The sequence below is a fragment of the Acinetobacter sp. B-6 genome (assembly GCF_056930735.1).
The window spans coordinates 23,707-42,686 of record NZ_JBXPBY010000009.1 but is presented as its reverse complement, the minus strand read 5'-3'; the positions used below and the strand labels follow the sequence as shown (position 1 = coordinate 42,686).

The following is an 18,980-nucleotide window of genomic DNA, read 5'->3' as shown; positions in this document are numbered from 1 at the left end:
TTTTTTATATCCTATTGGATGCCCAGAAATTGGAATGGTTGAGCGACCTTAAAAGAAGAATTAGCCTTACCTGCATACACTTTCGCTTGGTCAGCACCCAACTCAAGCTTTCTGGTTTGACCATCTTTAAAATCAATCTCCTTTAAGTCTACCCAAAAAACATTAGGTGATACAGCAGATTCAAAGAAATATAGTCCTCGTTTATGATCTACAACGGTTCGCCAGCGTGTAGACGAAATATTCGGCTCCTCTTCAGTATTGAGTCCAAAAGGAACTGAGGTATTACGTATCACACTAAATACGCTGGCTAATGAATGTTCCGGAGAGGCATTTTTAGGAATGGCATTGATATAAAACGATGCTCTTGCAAATCGATCTGCAGCACGATTTGTCCCTGGTAACATCGTGGTTCCACCAATCTGTTTCCAGTAAGTATTCAATGCAAGCTGTTGATCAAAGGTAGGAGAGTTCGTCATGACTTGATATTGACGATTATGATGAATGACTTGCTTACCGCCAATATATTCTATAATGGCACTGTCACCAGTCGAATCAGAAATAGATAAATGTAGCGTTGCTAAACGTTTCTCTCCTGGCACTTGATCTGTGACAATCATGAATGGCTCTTTTTCTAAGGCTTGTATCGCTTCATTAACTGTTGCGTAGTTATCCAATACATACTGCGCCCATAGTGAAATACTGAGCGGTGGTTTTTTATTGTTTTTTACATCTGGATATTCCGACTCCACCAACCACAGCAAATTTGCTACTAACCCTTTTTCATTGACGCCATCAGTTGTAGAAATATCATACCCAGTAGCCACAACACTGCCATATTTCGATGTCCACTGAATTGACTTTGGTCCAGCCATTCCAGTGCGTTTAACATTATTCGGTAAAATCCATAGATTTGTTCCAACATCGCTTTTCCAATCCATCGAACGTGCTGTCATCACATCATTATTGCCAAGATACACAACACGAGTACATGCAGTTGCCACCTCAGCAGCGACCAAAAGCCCTGCTGCAAACAACACTTTTTTTATTGCCTTATTCATGATTAAACCCTCTTAGAAAATTGGTAGATTGATCCCTATCACAGGACCTTGCTGACGAACATCCCAGTGAAAATTATTCGATTTATGATCTTGTTCAAAGTAACGATAGCCTGCGCGTAAATTGAAATTTCGATGAAAAACAGGAATCCGATAACCTAGATATGCATGTGCAACAGTGGTGTTTTCAGTGCCAACTGTGAATTCTGCTGCTAAATTCCAAGGCGAGTCGAAATTGTATTTAAATCGTGATCCCCAAAAAAACTCTGTCCACTTTGCATCTGCTGCCAGTGTTTGATTAAACGCTCCAAGTGTTGCTTCTGCCTGAGTTCGATGTAAACCAAGTGTAGGTTCTACAATAAACTTTGCCTGTTGCTGCGATGTTGTTTCGGTTGAGACATAGGCTTGATAATATACCCCGTAACTACTTTGATTGAGCTTAGTGCTCAATGCGACGGGGATATTGATTGCGCTTTTTTCCTGAGATGTTTTAACATACTGATGATCTGCATAAAGCCCCCAGTTGCCTTTACTCAAATCCACATGCCCCATAAAGGATTGATCAAGCGCCTTGACTGTTTCTTTAAATGGCTGATCGATATCGTATTTTATTTTACCTTTTTGGATATTCCCATCCACATCTGCAGCAAATACATAGAGATTAAGATTAAGTTTTACAGGTCCTTGAAATGTATCTGAGAAAATGTCAGCGAGTGTTGCTTGATTTAAAAGCAAACCGATCAGAAAAAATAAGTATTTGTTTGTTTTCATCAATACCCTCTTTATAGATATTTTTTATCATGTGTTTTAATAAGCATTGCGCTTAAATATGAACCTTAATCACATAAAAAATCAAGGGAATTAAGTATTAAAAAATAAATAATCGAATAAAATTTAGTTTATTCCCACTGACAATATTTTAAAATAAAAATATAAATTAATGACTTATAGTGAAAATGTCATGAAAAATATTTTTACCAACTATAAATCCCTAAAAATAAAATAACTTTTTAATTAATTTTTACAGTGGATTTATTAAATTAAACAATACTCTTGATGACATTCAATGTTCTGCTCATCTCGGTGCTTATATTGAAATAAGTCATACATTACCAATCAATAGATTCGTCCAATTGGGGTGATATACTTTACCCCATTGCTCAAAGAAAAAGCCTTGAACATAGCCACCAAGCTGAAAATTTTGTAGAATAATGCTTTATCTCCCATGGTGCTGATTATGAGCTCTTGGTCTCCACATGTAACTGTCGCAACTGTTGTTGAAAAAGATGGAAAATTCCTGTTTGTAGAAGAACATACAGAAGGTGTTAGTCATACTGTTTTTAACCAGCCTGCTGGGCATGTAGAGCGCGATGAAACCATTATTCAAGCTGCTATACGTGAAACAATGGAAGAAACAGGATATGCGATTGAAGTTGATTCTCTAGTTGGCATCTATACCTACACTCCGCCCATGTTTCCAGATCGTACTTATTTTAGATTCTGCTTCTTAGCCCATATCACAGAATACTTCCCTGATGCTCAACTTGATACTGGAATTATTGGTCCGCAATGGATGAGCCTTGAAGAATTACTTGATTCTGCACGTGCCAGAAGCCCTCTTGTGATTAAAGCTGTACAAGACGCATTATCTGGGCAAAAATACCCACTTTCGCTCATCTATGAGCACCAAAACTCTCCTTTAATTTCAAACTTGGATGCCTAATCCTATGCAACAACGTGTCATCGTCGGTATGTCTGGTGGTGTAGATTCATCTGTTTCTGCTGCGCTTTTACTTCAACAAGGATATCAGGTTGAAGGTCTTTTCATGAAAAATTGGGAAGAAGATGATGGTACGGAATACTGCACAGCTATGGAAGATCTTGCTGATGCACAAGCGGTCTGTGACAAAATTGGCATCAAATTACATACTGCCAACTTTGCCATGGAATATTGGGATCGTGTTTTTGAGCACTTTTTAGCGGAATATGCTGCTGGTCGTACCCCGAATCCAGATATTTTATGCAATAAAGAAATTAAATTTCGTGCCTTCCTCGACCACGCTGTAAGCTTAGGTGCTGATTTTATTGCGACTGGACATTATTGCCGTCGTGGAGAAACAGCGACCAATAGCAAAGGCGATCAATATGCACCTTTACTCCGTGGTGTAGATAACAATAAAGACCAAACTTATTTCCTGCATGCAGTTCATGGTCGTGAAATCAATAAAACATTATTCCCTGTGGGTGAGATTGAAAAGCCTCAAGTCCGCAAGATTGCTGAAGAACTTGGTTTGGTAACTGCAAAGAAAAAAGATTCAACAGGTATTTGTTTCATTGGTGAACGCCGTTTTAATGACTTCTTAAAACAATATTTGCCTGCACAACCGGGAAAAATTGTTTTAGATTCTGGAAAAGAGGTTGGTGATCATCACGGCTTAATGTACTATACGCTCGGTCAACGAGGTGGTATTGGTCTTGGTGGATTAAAAGGTGCCGAAGAAGGCGCTTGGTTTGTTCTACATAAGGACCTTGAAGGCAATCGTCTTGTCGTTGGTCAAGGTCACGAACATCCATTGATGCAAAGCACGATTTTATGGTCTGAAGCAATTGATTGGGTTGCTGGAGAACAAGAGATTTCTGAATCAGGTTTCCGATGCACGGCAAAAACTCGATACCGCCAACCAGATCAAGCATGTACAATTTATAAAGACAGCAATACACCAAATGGTGTACGTGTCGAATTTGATGAACCACAACGTGCCGTTACACCGGGACAAAGTGTTGTTTTTTATGTTGATGAAGTTTGTTTAGGTGGTGGGGTGATTCATCATACCAATGCACCAAAACCAGACTTTATCGAGTCATGATTAAACATTATTTAAAGGAATTTAGGCATGGTTGAGTTGCCCTTTCAACAGCCTCAGACTTTGAATCAACGCCAAAATCGAGCTTTGGCGTTAGCGGCTGTGTTTCAAGCAACACAGCTGACCCATATGACGGCTATGACTGGTCGTCAAAGCATCGGGGAAAGTGGCAATTTTTATTTTGAACAATTGATTAAAGCCAGTCTCAATATACGCCCTTCAGACAATCAGTCTGGTCAAACCTTAGATTTTTTTAATCAATTGGCTGATATTTCTTTAGGTTTAAAGGCATTAGAAAGCAGCATCACTCAGCCCTTTTCCACCTCACCCAAATCCAGAATTCCCAAGTTAGCCAGTGCAAAACTGCCAATGTCATATGCAATGTCATTGTTAGCATTAGAAAAAAAAGTCTATAGCAACCCAAAATTCGTTGAAATTATTCATCAATCCCAGCAAAAAATTTTAAAACAGTTGTCCTTCTTCGATAATAACTACTTACACCCGAGTATTATTGCCAACTTAGCACAAGCATATGTCGACACTGCTGGTCAAATTAATCCAAGAATTTTAGTGCGGGGTAATGCAGAAGCATTTAAAGATACTGCACACACCAATCGTATTCGCGCAAGTTTATTTACAGGTTTACAGATGGCTCACCTATGGCGTCAATTAGGTGGTAGTTCATGGAATATGATCTTTAGCAAACGTAAACTTCTTCAAGATATTCAGGATCTTGCTCGATTACAATATCAGGTTGTGTAATTTGATATTGATCGAGTTTCGGTTTTACACAGGGTCATGTTGATATTTTATAGATGGTTTTAACATTGAGTATTTGTAAAATATAAATATGACCTATATTCCAAAGTTTAAGGAATCTTTATGAACGCTTTAACCGCACTTTCTCCATTAGATGGACGCTATGCAAGTAAATGTGATGCTTTGCGCCCTTACCTCTCTGAGTTTGGTTTAATCCATGCTCGTGTGACTGTTGAAGTGCGTTGGTTACAAGCGCTTGCAAACCGTCCTGAAATCACCGAAGTGCCTGCTTTCTCAACTGAAACAAACAATGCTTTAGATGCAATTGTGGCTCAATTTTCTGAACAAGATGCAAATCGCATTAAAGAAATCGAGCGCACAACCAATCATGATGTAAAAGCAGTTGAATACTTCCTTAAAGAAAAAATTGCACATATTGATGAACTTAAAAATGCGGGCGAATTCATTCACTTTGCATGCACATCAGAAGACATTAACAACCTTTCTCACGCATTAATGCTAAAAAATGGTCGTGATGTTTTAGTGGCTTCAATGCAACAAATTGTTGATTCAATCGTAGATTTGGCTGAGAAACACGCTGAACAACCGATGTTATCGCGTACCCATGGTCAAACAGCTAGCCCAACAACTTTGGGTAAAGAAATGGCGAATGTTGCATATCGTTTAGCGCGTCAGATCAAACAATTTAATCAAGTTGAATTGCTTGGTAAAATTAACGGTGCTGTAGGTAACTACAATGCACATTACTCTGCATACCCTGAAATCAACTGGCCTGCACATGCTCAAACTTTTGTTGAGTCATTAGGCTTAACATTCAACCCATATACAACCCAAATCGAACCTCACGATTATATTGCTGAATTATTTGATGCTTTACGTCGCTTCAACACAATTTTGATCGACTTTAACCGTGACGTATGGGGTTATATCTCACTCGGTTTCTTCAAACAACGTTTGAAAGAAGGTGAAGTTGGTTCTTCGACTATGCCACATAAAGTAAACCCGATTGATTTTGAAAACTCTGAAGGTAACTTGGGTATTGCAAATGCGGTATTGGCGCATTTGGGTGAAAAACTTCCTATTTCTCGCTGGCAGCGTGACCTTACTGACTCTACAGTACTGCGTAACATGGGTGTTGGTTTAGCACAAAGCTTAATCGCATTTGAAGCATGCTTAAAAGGTATTGGTAAACTTGAATTAAATGCTGCTCGTTTAAATGAAGATCTTGATCATGCTCAAGAAGTATTGGCTGAACCAATTCAAACAGTTATGCGTCGTTATGCAGTTGAAAAACCTTATGAAAAATTAAAAGCATTGACGCGTGGTCAAGCAATGACACGCGATATGATGGTCAACTTTGTCAATGGTACTGAGCTTGAAGCTGTACCTGCTGCTGACCGTGCGCGTTTAGCTGAAATGACCCCAGCAACTTATACTGGTAATGCTGCTGATCAAGCGAAGCAAATTAAAGATCTCATCGCTAAAATCTAAGGTTTGTAATCCTTTTTTAGTCATAAAAATGCGAAGCTAAAGCTTCGCATTTTTTTGCATTTTGATTACAATGCGCATTAATAATTTTTAGAAAACAATATAATGATCTACCGTTCTTTAACCCCAAAACACTGGCTAGTACTGGCAGTTCTAGCAATTGCCATTATTTTAGCAAGTATCAATCCATTAGAATATCCGTCCTACATGTTGCATCAAATTGGTACGGTGCTGATGTTGGTTGCTTTATTCTTCTGTTTAAAGAAAATTGGACTGAGTTTTTCCTCATTTCTACTCTATATCTTATTTCTGATCATTCATGTCATCGCTGCTCACTATCTTTATTCCTATGTACCGTATAATGATTGGTCAATCCAATATTTACACTTTGACCTTAACCAAGCCATGGGATGGTCACGCAATATGTTTGATCGCTTTGTACATTTTTTTTATGGCTTGTTTCTCTACCCATTTTTCTATCGCCTTTTCCAAGTCTGGCTACCAAATTTAAAACCAAGCGTTTTATTCATTCTGGTGATTCAATTTGTCATGGCAACCAGCTTATTTTATGAATGGATTGAATGGTGGTTGGCAATTGGTTTATCCCCAGAAGAAGCTGAAAACTATAATGGGCAACAAGGCGATGTTTGGGATGCACATAAAGACATGTTCTTAGCAACAATCGGTGCAATTATTACAGGATTGCTAAGTCTAAAAACCAACAAACAAAATTAAGATCACTTTTAAGACTGCATATATTCACCAAATGTTAACGGTTTGGTGAATATCAGTTAATCTAAGATTTATTTAGATTTTCTTTATTTGCCAAAATATCTGGCAAGCTTCTCTCGATCCAACCAATCACATAACTTATTTTTTCAGCGGCTTGTGCACCTAAAATCGTCAATTGATACTCAACCTTTGGCGGAACTTCTGGATAAACCGTACGTAAAATAAATCCATCTTGTTCCAATACCCGTAAAGTTTGTGCCAGCATTTTTTCACTAATACCTTCAATACGGTTGCGCAACTCACTAAATCGTTGCACACCATCACTTAAACACCGCAGAACTAACACAGACCACTTACTGGTTAAATGCTCCAATATTTCTCTAGATGGACATTCACTGGATAAAACTTGACCAATTAAATGACTTGAAGCATAGATGCTCATGAATTCTCTCCACACAGTAATTAGCTTACTTTTCGGCATGTACTTACATTTGGTAAGTTTAGTAACTATGATAATAGCATCAAGTTTAAAAAACATCCAACCCAAATCAATCAAAAGGTGAACTTTATGAAAATCGCAATTACAGGTGCTACAGGTCAACTTGGGCAATTGGTCATTCAGAGTTTAGTGAAACGCATCCCGGCAGAAAATATCCTGGCTTTAGTCCGTAACTTAGATAAAGCACAAGCACTTCAACAAATCGGTATCGAACTTCGCCAATTTGATTATGACCAACCAGACACATTGGTTCCTGCATTACAGGGCATTGATAAACTATTACTCATTTCAGCCAATGAAATTGGACGCCGTACACCGCAGCACAAAGCTGTGATTGATGCAGCAGTGATTGCCAAAGTCCCATATATTGCCTATACCAGCTTACTCAATGCAACGCATAGCCCATTGGGTTTAGCAGAAGAACATCGTGAAACTGAAGCCCTTATTTTAGCAAGCGGTTTGAGCTATACCCTGTTACGCAACAACTGGTATAACGAAAATTACTTAGCCAATGTGCAACATACCGCAGAAACAGGCACACTTTATGGCAGCGCTCAAGACGGCAAAATTAGTTCAGCGTCTCGACTCGATTATGCTGAAGCAGCAGCTAAAGTACTGAGTTCAACAGGTCATGAAAACAAAACCTATGAACTTGCTGGCTCAACCAGTTTTACACTTTCCGACTTGGCATCTTATATTGGTCAAGCGTCTGGCAAATCTGTTCAATACCAAAATATCAGTGCTGAGGACTATACACAAGCACTCACTACGGCTGGCTTACCAAGCGAATTAGTCAGTGTAATTGTCGATGCGGATGTCCAAACTGCACATGGTGCTATGTTCAGTACTCGTGAAGATTTAGAACAATTGATTGGTCGCAAAACCACCGATATTCAATCTCAAGTGAAATCACTTTTTTAGCATCTATGCGTTTGCGATCTATTCGCACCTCCTGAACACGAGACAACCAATGCCACGATATTGAAGTAAATAAATATCGTGGCAAAACAATGCTATGGATGAATATTACGTACAGGTAGATCAATATTCATCTGTAAATCTGCGAATGATTGTCTTTTGGTGTTGTACATCGTTGCATCAAATGTCGCAATTTTTTGCATGGTCATCGGATCATTAATATTGAGCATCGGTTTTAGCTGATGTTTGACATATAAACTAATTAGCTCATTAAATTCCAAATAGACTGGACCATCAAACATGATTTTGATCGGTACTTGGTAATGTCGCTTGATGTTGAAAGGTACAGAAAGCTTAATCGGAATGTCCAGTTTTAAAGGAAATTCAGGTAGCAGTTTATTTTGATAAACCAAATCAGTGGTTGTTTCTAATGGCATCACTGTTTCGATTTGGATTTGAGTCGAATAGTCTAAATCAACCTCAATCGGTGTGGTGACCACAAAACTTAAATTGGCTAAATATTTGCCATTTAAAGGTAAAGTTAATTCGCGATTGATATCTAGTGTTGTATCTAAAGCTCCTTTGGCATGAGTTTCTAAATAGTTACCCACATGAATTTTTGTAGGTAAAGATTCAGACAATTGAATTTGTGCCTGCTGAGCAGAAACTTGCATTGAGGTCTGAATGTTTAAATATAACCAGACACCGATTGCAACACATAATACGACAATGAGGAAACTGAATAATAACGTTTTAAGCGATTTAAATAACCACATATTCCAGATCAACCTAATTCAATGCTTCAGATTGAGTATGTTCACGCTCAGCTTGTCCAGCGGTCTGACGTGAAAGTTTTATACTGTTTAGCGGTATTTTTAATTGCCCTTTCTCAATTTTCACAGGCAAAGTATTTTGAACATCTACTGTGGCTTGCAATGCAGATTTGATCGGTACATTGAGGTGACCTTGAATCGGAATATTGGTTTTAAGCGTTGCGTCTAATGGAATATGCAAATTTTCTTTAAGTAAAACTTTAACAGGTGCATCAAATTTTAAATGTATGCTTTGATTCAACGGAACTTGTAAGTTAATGGGCACATCCATCTTCACCGGGATGGTACCTTTCAGAGGTAAAGTAATATCTTTTCCAAGAACTGTGACTTTCACTTTGGTATCAATCGGCATATCCTGATTGATTTTAATCACTTCATTCACAGGAATACTGGTTTCGATTGGTACTTGATTATCAAAGTAAACATGGGGCGTTAAAGTCTGAGTGATCGGTAAATTCAATTTTTCATGGATTGGAATTTCAGCATTCACTTTCCCTTTAACATCAACATTCAGGGCATCATGAATTTGTACTTTAGCTTGTAGCGGTTCTTTTAAATCAATACGGACAGCCTGATTTTCTAAAGGAATATAAATACTAAAATACTTAAACACCCAAATAGCAAGCATAACTCCACAAAGTGTAGCCACACAGATAAAGGCGATTCCTGCCATAATTTGCTTCAACTGCAAAATCCATTCCTTAATTTTTTATTTAATAGTTAGGGGCTGTGAACATTTCATAAATGGCTTGCGTTGTAGGTTAAAATTGAGCAGGCAAGGCATGAAATGAAGAGAATAGCGAGACTATTTTTAAGTTTCATAACGTAGCCTGAGATAATTTTAACCACAACCCTGAGCAAGAACAAAGCACTGCTTTGTTTGCAGCGCAAGGCGCAGCGGGGACTAGCGTGTTTTTTGTCGCTTCGTCGTTCCCTTGCGAAACAGTGTTTCTCATCATTTAGAATGACTAGATTTCGTATTTCGCGCCTAGAATCGCCTAAAAAACACACCTAGTCGCAAACATAGACGAATTGTCCACAGACCCTAGGGTCTATTTTAAATATTTATGTGAATAAATATGCTTTTTTATGTATAAAAGTCGAAGTAATTTGTTCGTTTAATAAACAAACAATCATTTTTATCTGCCTCTCTTATGCGTAGTTTAGCTCAAGCAACCAATAACATTGAACAATCGCAAGATTTTTCTTATATTCAACGCTGACCTGACTTTTCTGATGATTTTGTTTAAATTTGAGTGTTTTAAATTTCTTTTTAGCCGATTCTGAACTGAGATCAAAATATAAATATTCATTAAATTGCTGCGCTAGCCGCCCAAAACTAAATTCCATTTTGCGTATCGGTATACCAGCATAATTGACATTTTTGACTTGATATACACTTGAATCATAAACATTTTTATCGACATAGCTTGATTTTGTAGTATGACGCTTTAAGGGTTCAGTCAATTCATTATCATCATTATGAAAATCATATTGCTGTCGGATTGCGCAATTTTTCTCAAAGCGATCTTGTAATAAGGGGCGTAATTCTAAAGGCTTCGCATAAATCACCTCAGTTAACAGCAATATCATGCTGAGTAATATTAGCTTTTTCATATTATTTTCCTTTAATGTAAATGACTGACTATGAAATCGCTTTTATTCAGCTGTATTTTTATCTGCCCAAGCGCAAATCGCGATACCCTTATTTTTGCCTTCTCCAACCATTACAAAATTTGCAGCTTTAGCATTTTGCTGTTTTTTCTTTTTAATTTCATTAAATTGTTGCTGTGCTGAAGCACTTGGGAGATCGAAATGTAAATACTCCATTAAAGTCAATCCTCGCCCCCATACAAACTCAATTTTTGTGACAATCAGTCCCCGATAAGTCGTATTTTTTAAAGTAAGGATTCTACTCACATAGGCGTTTTGTTCATCAACTTCATCTTTAGCCACCTGATTCATTAATATTGGCAGAATTTCATCATCGCGAACATAATAATCAAATTGCTGGCGAACCTCACAATTTTGTTCAAAACGATCTTGCAATATTGGGGTTAAATCAAGGCTTGTTTGCGGGGTTGCATGGATTATTGTTGATAAATTCAGCAAAACCAAAGCGAAAATTGGTAAATTTTTATTCATTTTTAATATGCTCTAAATTTCGGTTAAAATCGTTTATTAAATTTAAACCAAGATAAATTTAGAATATAAAAAAAGGAGCTTCAGATGAAGCTCCTTTTTACTGAATATTACAAATTATGCATTTGTTTCAGCAGGTGCTTTTGGATAGCTTACACCACACATTTGTTCAGCTATACGTAATACTTGGCAGCTATAACCCACTTCGTTATCGTACCAAACATAAGCTGTTAAACGGTTACCTGATGTAATCGTCGCTTGTGCATCAAATACACCAGCAGTACGAGAACCAATAAAGTCAGAAGATACGACTTCGGTAGAGTTTGTATAGCCAATTTGACCTTGAAGGCTTGAGTTGATCGAGATTTGACGAATATATTCGTTTACTTCTTCACGATCTACTTCTTTCTCAAGTGTTAAGTTAAGAATAGCCAACGAAACGTTTGGTGTAGGTACACGTACTGAATTGCCTGTTAATTTACCTTGCAACTGAGGTAATGCTTTTGCAACAGCTTTTGCAGCACCAGTTTCAGTGATCACCATATTTAATGTTGCAGCACGACCACGACGATCTGCTTTATGGTAGTTATCAATCAAGTTCTGGTCATTAGTGAATGAGTGAACTGTTTCAACATGACCATTGATCACTTTGTATTTGTCTTCTAATACTTTCAAGACAGGTGTAATTGCGTTGGTGGTACAGCTTGCCGCTGAAATGATTTTATCTGAATCGATAATGTCATTTTGGTTCACACCAAATACAACGTTTTTCATATCACCTTTACCCGGAGCAGTAAGTACCACACGACCTACGCCTGGACATTTAAGATGTTGTGATAAACCATCGATATCACGCCATTTACCTGTGTTGTCAATCACAAGTGCATTATCTATACCATAAGCAGTGTAATCTACTTCAGCAGGGCTAGATGCATAGATCACTTTAATGAAGTTACCGTTGGCAATGATTGCTTCATTTTCTTCATCTACAGAAATTGTTCCTGCAAATGGACCATGAATTGAGTCACGACGTAACAATGAAGCACGTTTTTCTAAATCACCATCAGATGATTTACGTACGACGATTGCTTTCAGGCTTAAACCACGACCAAGACCAGATTGGCTGATGATCAAACGCGCTAAAATACGACCGATACGACCAAAACCGTAAAGCACAACATCTTTCGGTTCAACTTGTGCCGGACGACCTTCTAAAGAGCGAACAGCTTGAGCAACAAATGCATCAACATCGCCACCCTTTTCTTTGTATTCAACAGCAAGTTTACCTAAATCAACTTCTGCTGAACCAATATTATCTAATTTTGCTAAAGCTTCTAAAATAGGAAACGTATGTACAACTGAAAGTTCAACATCCATCATACGCGTACGACGGTGAGCTTTAAGAATTTGAATTACTGAACGGTTCACTAAAGAACGACCGTAAACAGAAGTCACAATATTTTTTTCACGGTATAATTGACCGATTAATGCAATCATACGTTCCGCGATTTCTTCACGGTTTTTCCAGCGACCTTGGTGCTCTGCATGTAGGGCGATGATAGTGTCTTTGCTCACAGATACGTCCTCTATTTATGTATATCTAGACATGGATTTTTAAACCCCACAATTGTAATGGAATTCTCATTTAGTTGAAATCAATTCATGGTAGATTTTTATAATAATTTATCATGTTAGATATTTTTATAAAAATTAAATATTGATATCTAAACTATAATTTAGATTTCTTTGTTTATAGATCTTTAACATAGTGTTACATGCATTTCATAACAAGAATGAAAAACATCCAGCTGCTTCATTTCAAACACGATTAAGCACAGTTTAACTGCTTTCCTCATCGAGCATTGACAGATCAACAGCCTATATTCAGTCGATATGATGGTTGGATAAACAGCGCTCAAGTATGAAATTAATCCATATACATGGATGCATGAAAAGCTTCAAAATCAAAATCTGCTAGATTCTCAGGAATTTTCATTAAAAAAGGGAAACGAATAATACCATTGTCCCCTGAAGGAAAAGCATAATGCCGTTCTAATTCACTCAAAGAAGTTAAGCTTTCAAATTCAATAAATACACTATATTTCGATAAACCTTTTGGAACGCTCAATACATCTAAGTACGTCTGCTTCTTAATCAGCAGTGTGGCATGTTTAGCTTGCAGAATGTCTTTTTCTACTTTTCCACCTTTTACAATTTTCTTGAGCAAAGAGCCTTTTACTTGATTCTGTTCATGTTTTAATTGTTGGATGTAGAGTTGTAATTCGTTGTAGTCTTTGGCTTGATCAAACATAATCTCTTGAAGCTTTTTTATCGGTTGTTGTGAACGTTCATGCATGACTTGCCATTCCTGTTTACTCATCGGAATAAAGATTTCGTCCTTACGTTTTTCCAAAAGCTTCAAATATGCCAGTAAACGATATTCAAATAACTGCACATGCGCATTAAAAAACAATGCGGGTTGCTCTTTAAAATCGCGATAATGAGACAAAATCTCAGATAAAATGCGATGAACACTCATAAACAAATATTCAAATTCTTCTAAATGTGATAAATCATTTTTTAGGGCATTTCTTAGTGGCATTAACACATTGGCAATTAACATTTGCTCAATGGTTTTAATATGATTTTGTGCCACGAGATCACTGTTTTTACCGACCATTCCCAGCGGTTGCATTAAAAATGGCAATAGCTTGGTTTCAGTAAAACTTTCAAACTCTTGTACAATCTCAATGACATCTCGATGAACTTGATGTTGGATCGTCACCATTTTTTGTATCAACTGATCTGTTTGCACGCGATATGCATTTTCACTGATCTGTTTTGGATCAATCACTAATCCTGTTAAATAGATTTGATTGTTATATTCAATATGTTCTTCAAACAAAAATCGACGAATTGAATATGGGTTTTGCTCAAAATGTTGTATTGGTGCTATCAAATAAATAAATTCAGAAGTATTCACAATATCGAATTTACGAATTTTCTGTTCGCTGACAATAAAATATTTAAAGAAGGGATGAGCAAATAAATTTGATGATTTGGTCAGTAAAGGTTTAAACCAATATCCTAATAATTGTTGCTTGATAAACACTTCGATAATAAAGCATTTGATTTGATTTACCGTTAAATCACGTACATTCGGATGAATGTGAATATTGAGATTTCGTACCAGCTTCGCCACATCTTGCAAAAAAACTCGGCGTATTAATAATTTTTCACGTTGTAAGCCAAGATGGTCATCGACTGGAATTAGATCAATCTGATGTAAAGTATTTTCAAGGTAATCTGCAATCTGTACACAATCAGTAATTTGTTCTAACCAATGGAGTGAGTTACTTAATTTATTGGCAATCGAACGCATGCGCTCACTGTCTAAACGATGCTTTAACGTTTCCAATGAGTTTGTAATTTTAAATTCAAAGGTATTTTCAGTTCTATTCCATTGTATCTCTTTAGGCTTTAAGATTTGACGATCAATTTCTTCGCGTACTTCAATATTAGCTTCATCAAAAATTTCGTACAACACCTTTGCCCAGTTCAAATCTGTACTCGGCTCAAGTTGCAAAAGGGTTGCCCGTATTTGATAGGGAATCATTGTTATATTCATCATCAATCAATATTCTTTTCTTTTTAAACATGTTTAAAGCACCAATATTGAGATATATTTAACATTTATTTTAATTTAAGTTCAAGGATTATCGTTTTTATATTTAAAGAATACCTGTTACTTCTTCCTTTTATCAAATTTTTTAATATTCAATTCCAAATTTTTTCGTTTCTTTCCTTGTTGATAAATATGCCAACTGCCTTCTAAAACCAAAACACCTACAGCGCACCAAATCGGGATATAAGTCAACCATTCATCTGCTGAAATAGACTCTCCTAAAGCCAATGAAGCCAATGCCAATAAAACGGGTTCTAAATAACTCAGTAAACCAAACAGCACCATAGGCAAATAACGACTGGCTAAAATATAACTCCCTAGACCAATAGCACTTAATGCACCTAGCCCAGCAACCACCAAAAATAAACTGGGCATTTCAATAAACTGCCCATAAGCATTCACTCCCATTTGAGTAAAATAGATGGCAACAGGTATGCAAATCAGGATGTCCCACCAAAACCCACCAAGATTATCCGTTTTGATTGCTTTTCGGATCAGAAAATACAGTGAATAACCCAAAGCAACACTGATGGTTTCCCATGCAATACTGCCCAAACGCCACAACTCATGACCTACCCCTAATACAGCAAATGCCACGGCAACCATTTGAAATTTTGATAACTTTTCTTTATAAAAAATACTACCCGCGAGAACCAAGACCAGAGGCAAAAGAAAGTATCCCAATGAAACTTGTAATCCTCGTCCATTCATCGGTCCCCATAGAAACAACCAAAGTTGGAAACAAGTCAGCGCAGAAGTGATCAGCAGTAAGATCAATAACGCAGGTTGCTTCATCATACGCTGATAAATACTTTTGACGTGGGCAAAATCACCACTGAAAAACATAAATAAAGTTAGAAAAGGTAAGGTTGCAATGATTCGCCAACCAAATGTTTGTTGGCTATCTAAATCGCCTAATAATTTGGTATAAAAATACAATACTCCAAAGGTGACAGATGCCAATATAGACAATGCTACGCCCTTAAACATCTATCGCCTCTCGAAAATTCTCAAATAAATCTTTCAATAGTATAAACTTTTTTTCTTTCAAAATTATTTTGAATATTGCAATATTTTCTCAAATGAAGATTTGAAATAATCAAATATCAACAGACAAATTGCCAGCTTATGGAATTATTGTGAAACGTTCTGCTTGGTTCGAATAATATCTTTTAAATTAAAACCAACCGTTTGTGCATATCGTAGAAATTCAGTTACTTTGGTTTCATCAGGATGTGGATCACGTGACAATAACCATAAATATTTACGTTTAGGCTCTCCGACCAAAGCCATTTGATATTCTGGGTCTATTTTAAGCACCCAATAATCCCCTCTTCCCACGGGCATCCAGCGAATTGCCTCAGGAATAAAACTGACTTTAAACTTAGAGTTAAAGGGTTCATTACTGATAAAAGCTTCACCCAACGCACGCAATTCTTCGCCATTTTGATCAATACAACGATTATCTACTGCAACATTGCCAAACTCATTGACGGTATAACGTGCAGTGACATCAGACTTACAGGCTTTTTGAAAATACATAGGTTTACGTGCAATTTCATACCATAACCCGAGATACTGACCTAGCTCTAATTTTGGAACAGCTGCCAATGTCGAATAATCCGCATACACTTTAGGATAAAAAAGAGTAGCAGAAATAATGCTGAACCCAATGATCATGTTTTTTAGCGTATAGGATTTGGGTAATATTTTGAATAATTGCACTTTATACCCTCAATCGTGGATTTTTACTATTTATTATAAAATAATCAGAAATGTAAACTTAGATTGTAGCTTTATGTATCCTATGTCCATATTAAAGCAACAATCTAAGTCAAATACAGCAATCACGTCTCAAACGAAATCACTTTAACATTCGCGCTTTTAAACGCACAATTTCGTCTCGTAAGCGTGCTGCTTGTTCAAATTGCAACTCTTTTGATGCTTTTAACATCTCTTTCTCAAGTTTAGTGATGTGTTTAGTGAACAGTTTAGGGTCAGACAAAATATGACGTTCGTCCGCAGTTAAAGCATGTTGTTGCTCAACAATCGCATCATCAATTTGATCGTCAGTGAGCACCTCGCCGGTATCGATTTCTTTGATTGCTTGACGAACTGCACTGCGTGGAATAATGCCATGTTCTTCATTAAATTGAATTTGTTTAGCTCTACGACGTTCAGTTTCATCTATGGCTTTCTGCATAGAGTCAGTCACACGATCTGCATACAAGATCGCTTTACCTTTGACATGTCTTGCTGCACGCCCAATGGTTTGAATCAGTGAACGTTCAGAACGTAAAAAACCTTCCTTATCCGCATCTAAAATCGCCACCAAAGAAACTTCTGGCATGTCCAAACCTTCACGTAGCAAGTTGATCCCCACGATCACATCATGTATACCTGTACGTAATTCATGGATAATTTTCACTCGCTCAACCGTATCAATATCAGAATGCAAATACGCTACTTTTACGCCATATTCTTTTAAATATGAGGTCAAATCTTCAGCCATACGTTTGGTCAGTGTTGTCACCAACACTCGCTCATTCAGCTCTTTACGAATATTGATTTCGGAGAGTACATCATCGACTTGGGTTAAAACTGGACGTATCTCAATTTCTGGATCGACTAAACCTGTTGGACGAACCACCTGCTCGGCAACTTGGACTGATTTTTCCAGTTCATATTTTGCAGGTGTTGCACTGACATAAATGGTCGTCGGAACAATACGCTCCCATTCCTCAAACTTCATTGGGCGATTATCCAAGGCGCTTGGTAAGCGAAAACCATAATTAACCAAGTTTTCTTTTCGAGAACGGTCACCTTTGTACATCGCACCAATTTGAGGAACTGTCACATGTGACTCATCAATAATCAGTAAGGCATCATCTGGAATATAATCAAACAATGTTGGTGGTGCTTCACCTGCCGGACGACCAGACAAATGTCTTGAATAATTTTCAATCCCATTGGTATAGCCGAGTTGTTGCATCATTTCCAAGTCATAACGCGTACGTTGTTCGATCCGTTGCGCTTCTAACAACTTTTCATGCTCTTTAAAGAAAACCAAACGTTCTGCAAGTTCATCTCGTATCGTTCCAATAGCACGTTCAAGATTATCTTTTGGAGTGACATAGTGGCTTTTTGGATAAATCGTCACACGAGGGGCTTTACGTACCAGTTTCCCGGTAATTGGATCAAACCAACGAATCGAATCGACTTCATCGTCAAACAGTTCAACACGGATGGCATGTTGGTCCGATTCGGCAGGGAAAATATCAATAATTTCGCCACGAATACGGTAAGTACCTCGTAAAAACTCCAGCTCATTGCGTGTATATTGCATTTCGACAAGACGGCGAATAATGTCATCACGACTGATTCTGTCTCCTTGTACAATATGCAACAACATACTCATATAAGCATTGGGATCACCCAAACCATAGATGGCTGAAACTGAAGCCACAATAATGGCATCCCGTCGCTCTAACAGTGCACGTGTTGCTGAAAGACGCATTTGATCAATATGATCATTAATCGCTGAATCTTTTTCAATAAAAGTATCAGAAGAAGGCACATAAGCTTCAGGTTGATAATAATCATAATAACTGACGAAATATTCGACAGCATTGTTGGGGAAAAATGCTTTAAATTCACCGTAAAGCTGGGCTGCAAGAGTCTTATTGTGCGCCATGATAATGGTTGGTCTTTGCGTCTGAGCAATCACATTTGCCATGGTATACGTTTTACCAGAACCAGTCACACCTAATAAAAGCTGATCATGAAAACCTTGATTTATCCCTGCAACTAATTTTTCGATCGCCTGAGGTTGATCACCAGCAGGCTGGTAGTTTGTAACAAGTTCAAAAGGTTGATGATCATTCACAATAATTCACTCTTTTAACCAAGAAGAAAGAAGCTCGTGCAGTTTAACAGAAACCGACTTGAGCAAAAGATTTACCTTAAACTTAATGGGGTTTTTTA

At 37.4% G+C, this 18,980-nt stretch carries 18 protein-coding genes; 6 read left to right on the top strand and 12 right to left on the bottom strand.

Translation table 11 applies throughout. The annotated features are described in order from the left end of the window. Positions 1-11: 11 nt before the first annotated feature. A complete protein-coding gene (locus AC1Z3T_RS12265; RefSeq protein ID WP_004831230.1) occupies positions 12-1,058 on the bottom strand; it encodes a linear amide C-N hydrolase in 1,047 nt (348 codons plus the stop codon). Positions 1,059-1,070: 12 nt separating this feature from the next. Continuing rightward, on the bottom strand, positions 1,071-1,826 hold the full coding sequence (locus AC1Z3T_RS12260) for a hypothetical protein (protein WP_100884984.1): 756 nt from the start codon (positions 1,824-1,826) through the stop codon (positions 1,071-1,073). 466 nt (positions 1,827-2,292) lie between these two features. Between AC1Z3T_RS12260 and AC1Z3T_RS12255 the strand changes: the two genes are divergently transcribed. From AC1Z3T_RS12255 to AC1Z3T_RS12235, 5 genes are all read left to right on the top strand, one after another. Beyond that, on the top strand, positions 2,293-2,778 hold the full coding sequence (locus AC1Z3T_RS12255; RefSeq protein WP_009587264.1) for an NUDIX hydrolase: 486 nt from the start codon (positions 2,293-2,295) through the stop codon (positions 2,776-2,778). Between the two features lie 4 nt (positions 2,779-2,782). Further along, on the top strand, positions 2,783-3,922 hold the full coding sequence (gene mnmA, locus AC1Z3T_RS12250; RefSeq protein ID WP_100886282.1) for a tRNA 2-thiouridine(34) synthase MnmA: 1,140 nt from the start codon (positions 2,783-2,785) through the stop codon (positions 3,920-3,922). Between the two features lie 27 nt (positions 3,923-3,949). Continuing rightward, complete coding sequence (gene hflD, locus AC1Z3T_RS12245) at positions 3,950-4,681, top strand: high frequency lysogenization protein HflD (protein ID WP_004831235.1); 732 nt, start codon at positions 3,950-3,952, stop codon at positions 4,679-4,681. Positions 4,682-4,801: 120 nt separating this feature from the next. Next, a complete protein-coding gene (gene purB / locus AC1Z3T_RS12240) occupies positions 4,802-6,190 on the top strand; it encodes an adenylosuccinate lyase (RefSeq protein ID WP_100884983.1) in 1,389 nt (462 codons plus the stop codon). A 102-nt stretch (positions 6,191-6,292) separates the two neighbouring features. Then, complete coding sequence (locus tag AC1Z3T_RS12235) at positions 6,293-6,922, top strand: DUF2238 domain-containing protein (RefSeq protein ID WP_100884982.1); 630 nt, start codon at positions 6,293-6,295, stop codon at positions 6,920-6,922. A gap of 61 nt (positions 6,923-6,983) precedes the next feature. Here AC1Z3T_RS12235 and AC1Z3T_RS12230 read toward each other — a convergent pair whose 3' ends face one another. Next, positions 6,984-7,361 carry a winged helix-turn-helix transcriptional regulator gene (locus AC1Z3T_RS12230; RefSeq protein WP_004831239.1) on the bottom strand — a complete coding sequence of 126 codons (378 nt, stop codon included), beginning with the start codon at positions 7,359-7,361 and terminating at the stop codon, positions 6,984-6,986. 126 nt (positions 7,362-7,487) lie between these two features. Between AC1Z3T_RS12230 and AC1Z3T_RS12225 the strand changes: the two genes are divergently transcribed. Beyond that, positions 7,488-8,339 (top strand): SDR family oxidoreductase, encoded by an 852-nt coding sequence (locus AC1Z3T_RS12225; RefSeq protein WP_100884981.1) that lies wholly within the window; start codon positions 7,488-7,490, stop codon positions 8,337-8,339. A 92-nt stretch (positions 8,340-8,431) separates the two neighbouring features. Here the strand turns inward: AC1Z3T_RS12225 and AC1Z3T_RS12220 are convergent, their stop codons facing one another. The 9 genes from AC1Z3T_RS12220 to uvrB all read right to left on the bottom strand — a co-directional run bounded on the left by AC1Z3T_RS12220 (position 8,432) and on the right by uvrB (position 18,882). Beyond that, positions 8,432-9,112 carry a hypothetical protein gene (locus AC1Z3T_RS12220; RefSeq protein WP_004831241.1) on the bottom strand — a complete coding sequence of 227 codons (681 nt, stop codon included), beginning with the start codon at positions 9,110-9,112 and terminating at the stop codon, positions 8,432-8,434. Positions 9,113-9,125: 13 nt separating this feature from the next. After that, entirely contained in the window at positions 9,126-9,842 is a 717-nt protein-coding gene (locus AC1Z3T_RS12215) for an MFS transporter (protein ID WP_373866493.1), read from the bottom strand. Between the two features lie 479 nt (positions 9,843-10,321). Next, a complete protein-coding gene (locus AC1Z3T_RS12210) occupies positions 10,322-10,786 on the bottom strand; it encodes a hypothetical protein (protein WP_100884980.1) in 465 nt (154 codons plus the stop codon). 42 nt (positions 10,787-10,828) lie between these two features. Then, a complete protein-coding gene (locus tag AC1Z3T_RS12205) occupies positions 10,829-11,314 on the bottom strand; it encodes a hypothetical protein (protein ID WP_058967778.1) in 486 nt (161 codons plus the stop codon). 114 nt (positions 11,315-11,428) lie between these two features. Next, positions 11,429-12,886 (bottom strand): glyceraldehyde-3-phosphate dehydrogenase, encoded by a 1,458-nt coding sequence (locus tag AC1Z3T_RS12200; RefSeq protein ID WP_005029703.1) that lies wholly within the window; start codon positions 12,884-12,886, stop codon positions 11,429-11,431. 352 nt (positions 12,887-13,238) lie between these two features. Beyond that, on the bottom strand, positions 13,239-14,942 hold the full coding sequence (locus AC1Z3T_RS12195; protein ID WP_227544008.1) for a hypothetical protein: 1,704 nt from the start codon (positions 14,940-14,942) through the stop codon (positions 13,239-13,241). A 114-nt stretch (positions 14,943-15,056) separates the two neighbouring features. Next, positions 15,057-15,986, bottom strand: a complete 930-nt coding sequence (rarD, locus tag AC1Z3T_RS12190) for an EamA family transporter RarD (RefSeq protein ID WP_004831250.1) — start codon at positions 15,984-15,986, stop codon at positions 15,057-15,059. A gap of 144 nt (positions 15,987-16,130) precedes the next feature. Then, positions 16,131-16,721 carry a lipocalin family protein gene (locus AC1Z3T_RS12185; protein WP_004831251.1) on the bottom strand — a complete coding sequence of 197 codons (591 nt, stop codon included), beginning with the start codon at positions 16,719-16,721 and terminating at the stop codon, positions 16,131-16,133. Positions 16,722-16,860: 139 nt separating this feature from the next. Continuing rightward, positions 16,861-18,882, bottom strand: coding sequence for an excinuclease ABC subunit UvrB (uvrB, locus tag AC1Z3T_RS12180; protein ID WP_004831252.1), 2,022 nt, complete (start codon positions 18,880-18,882; stop codon positions 16,861-16,863). Positions 18,883-18,980: the final 98 nt, after the last annotated feature.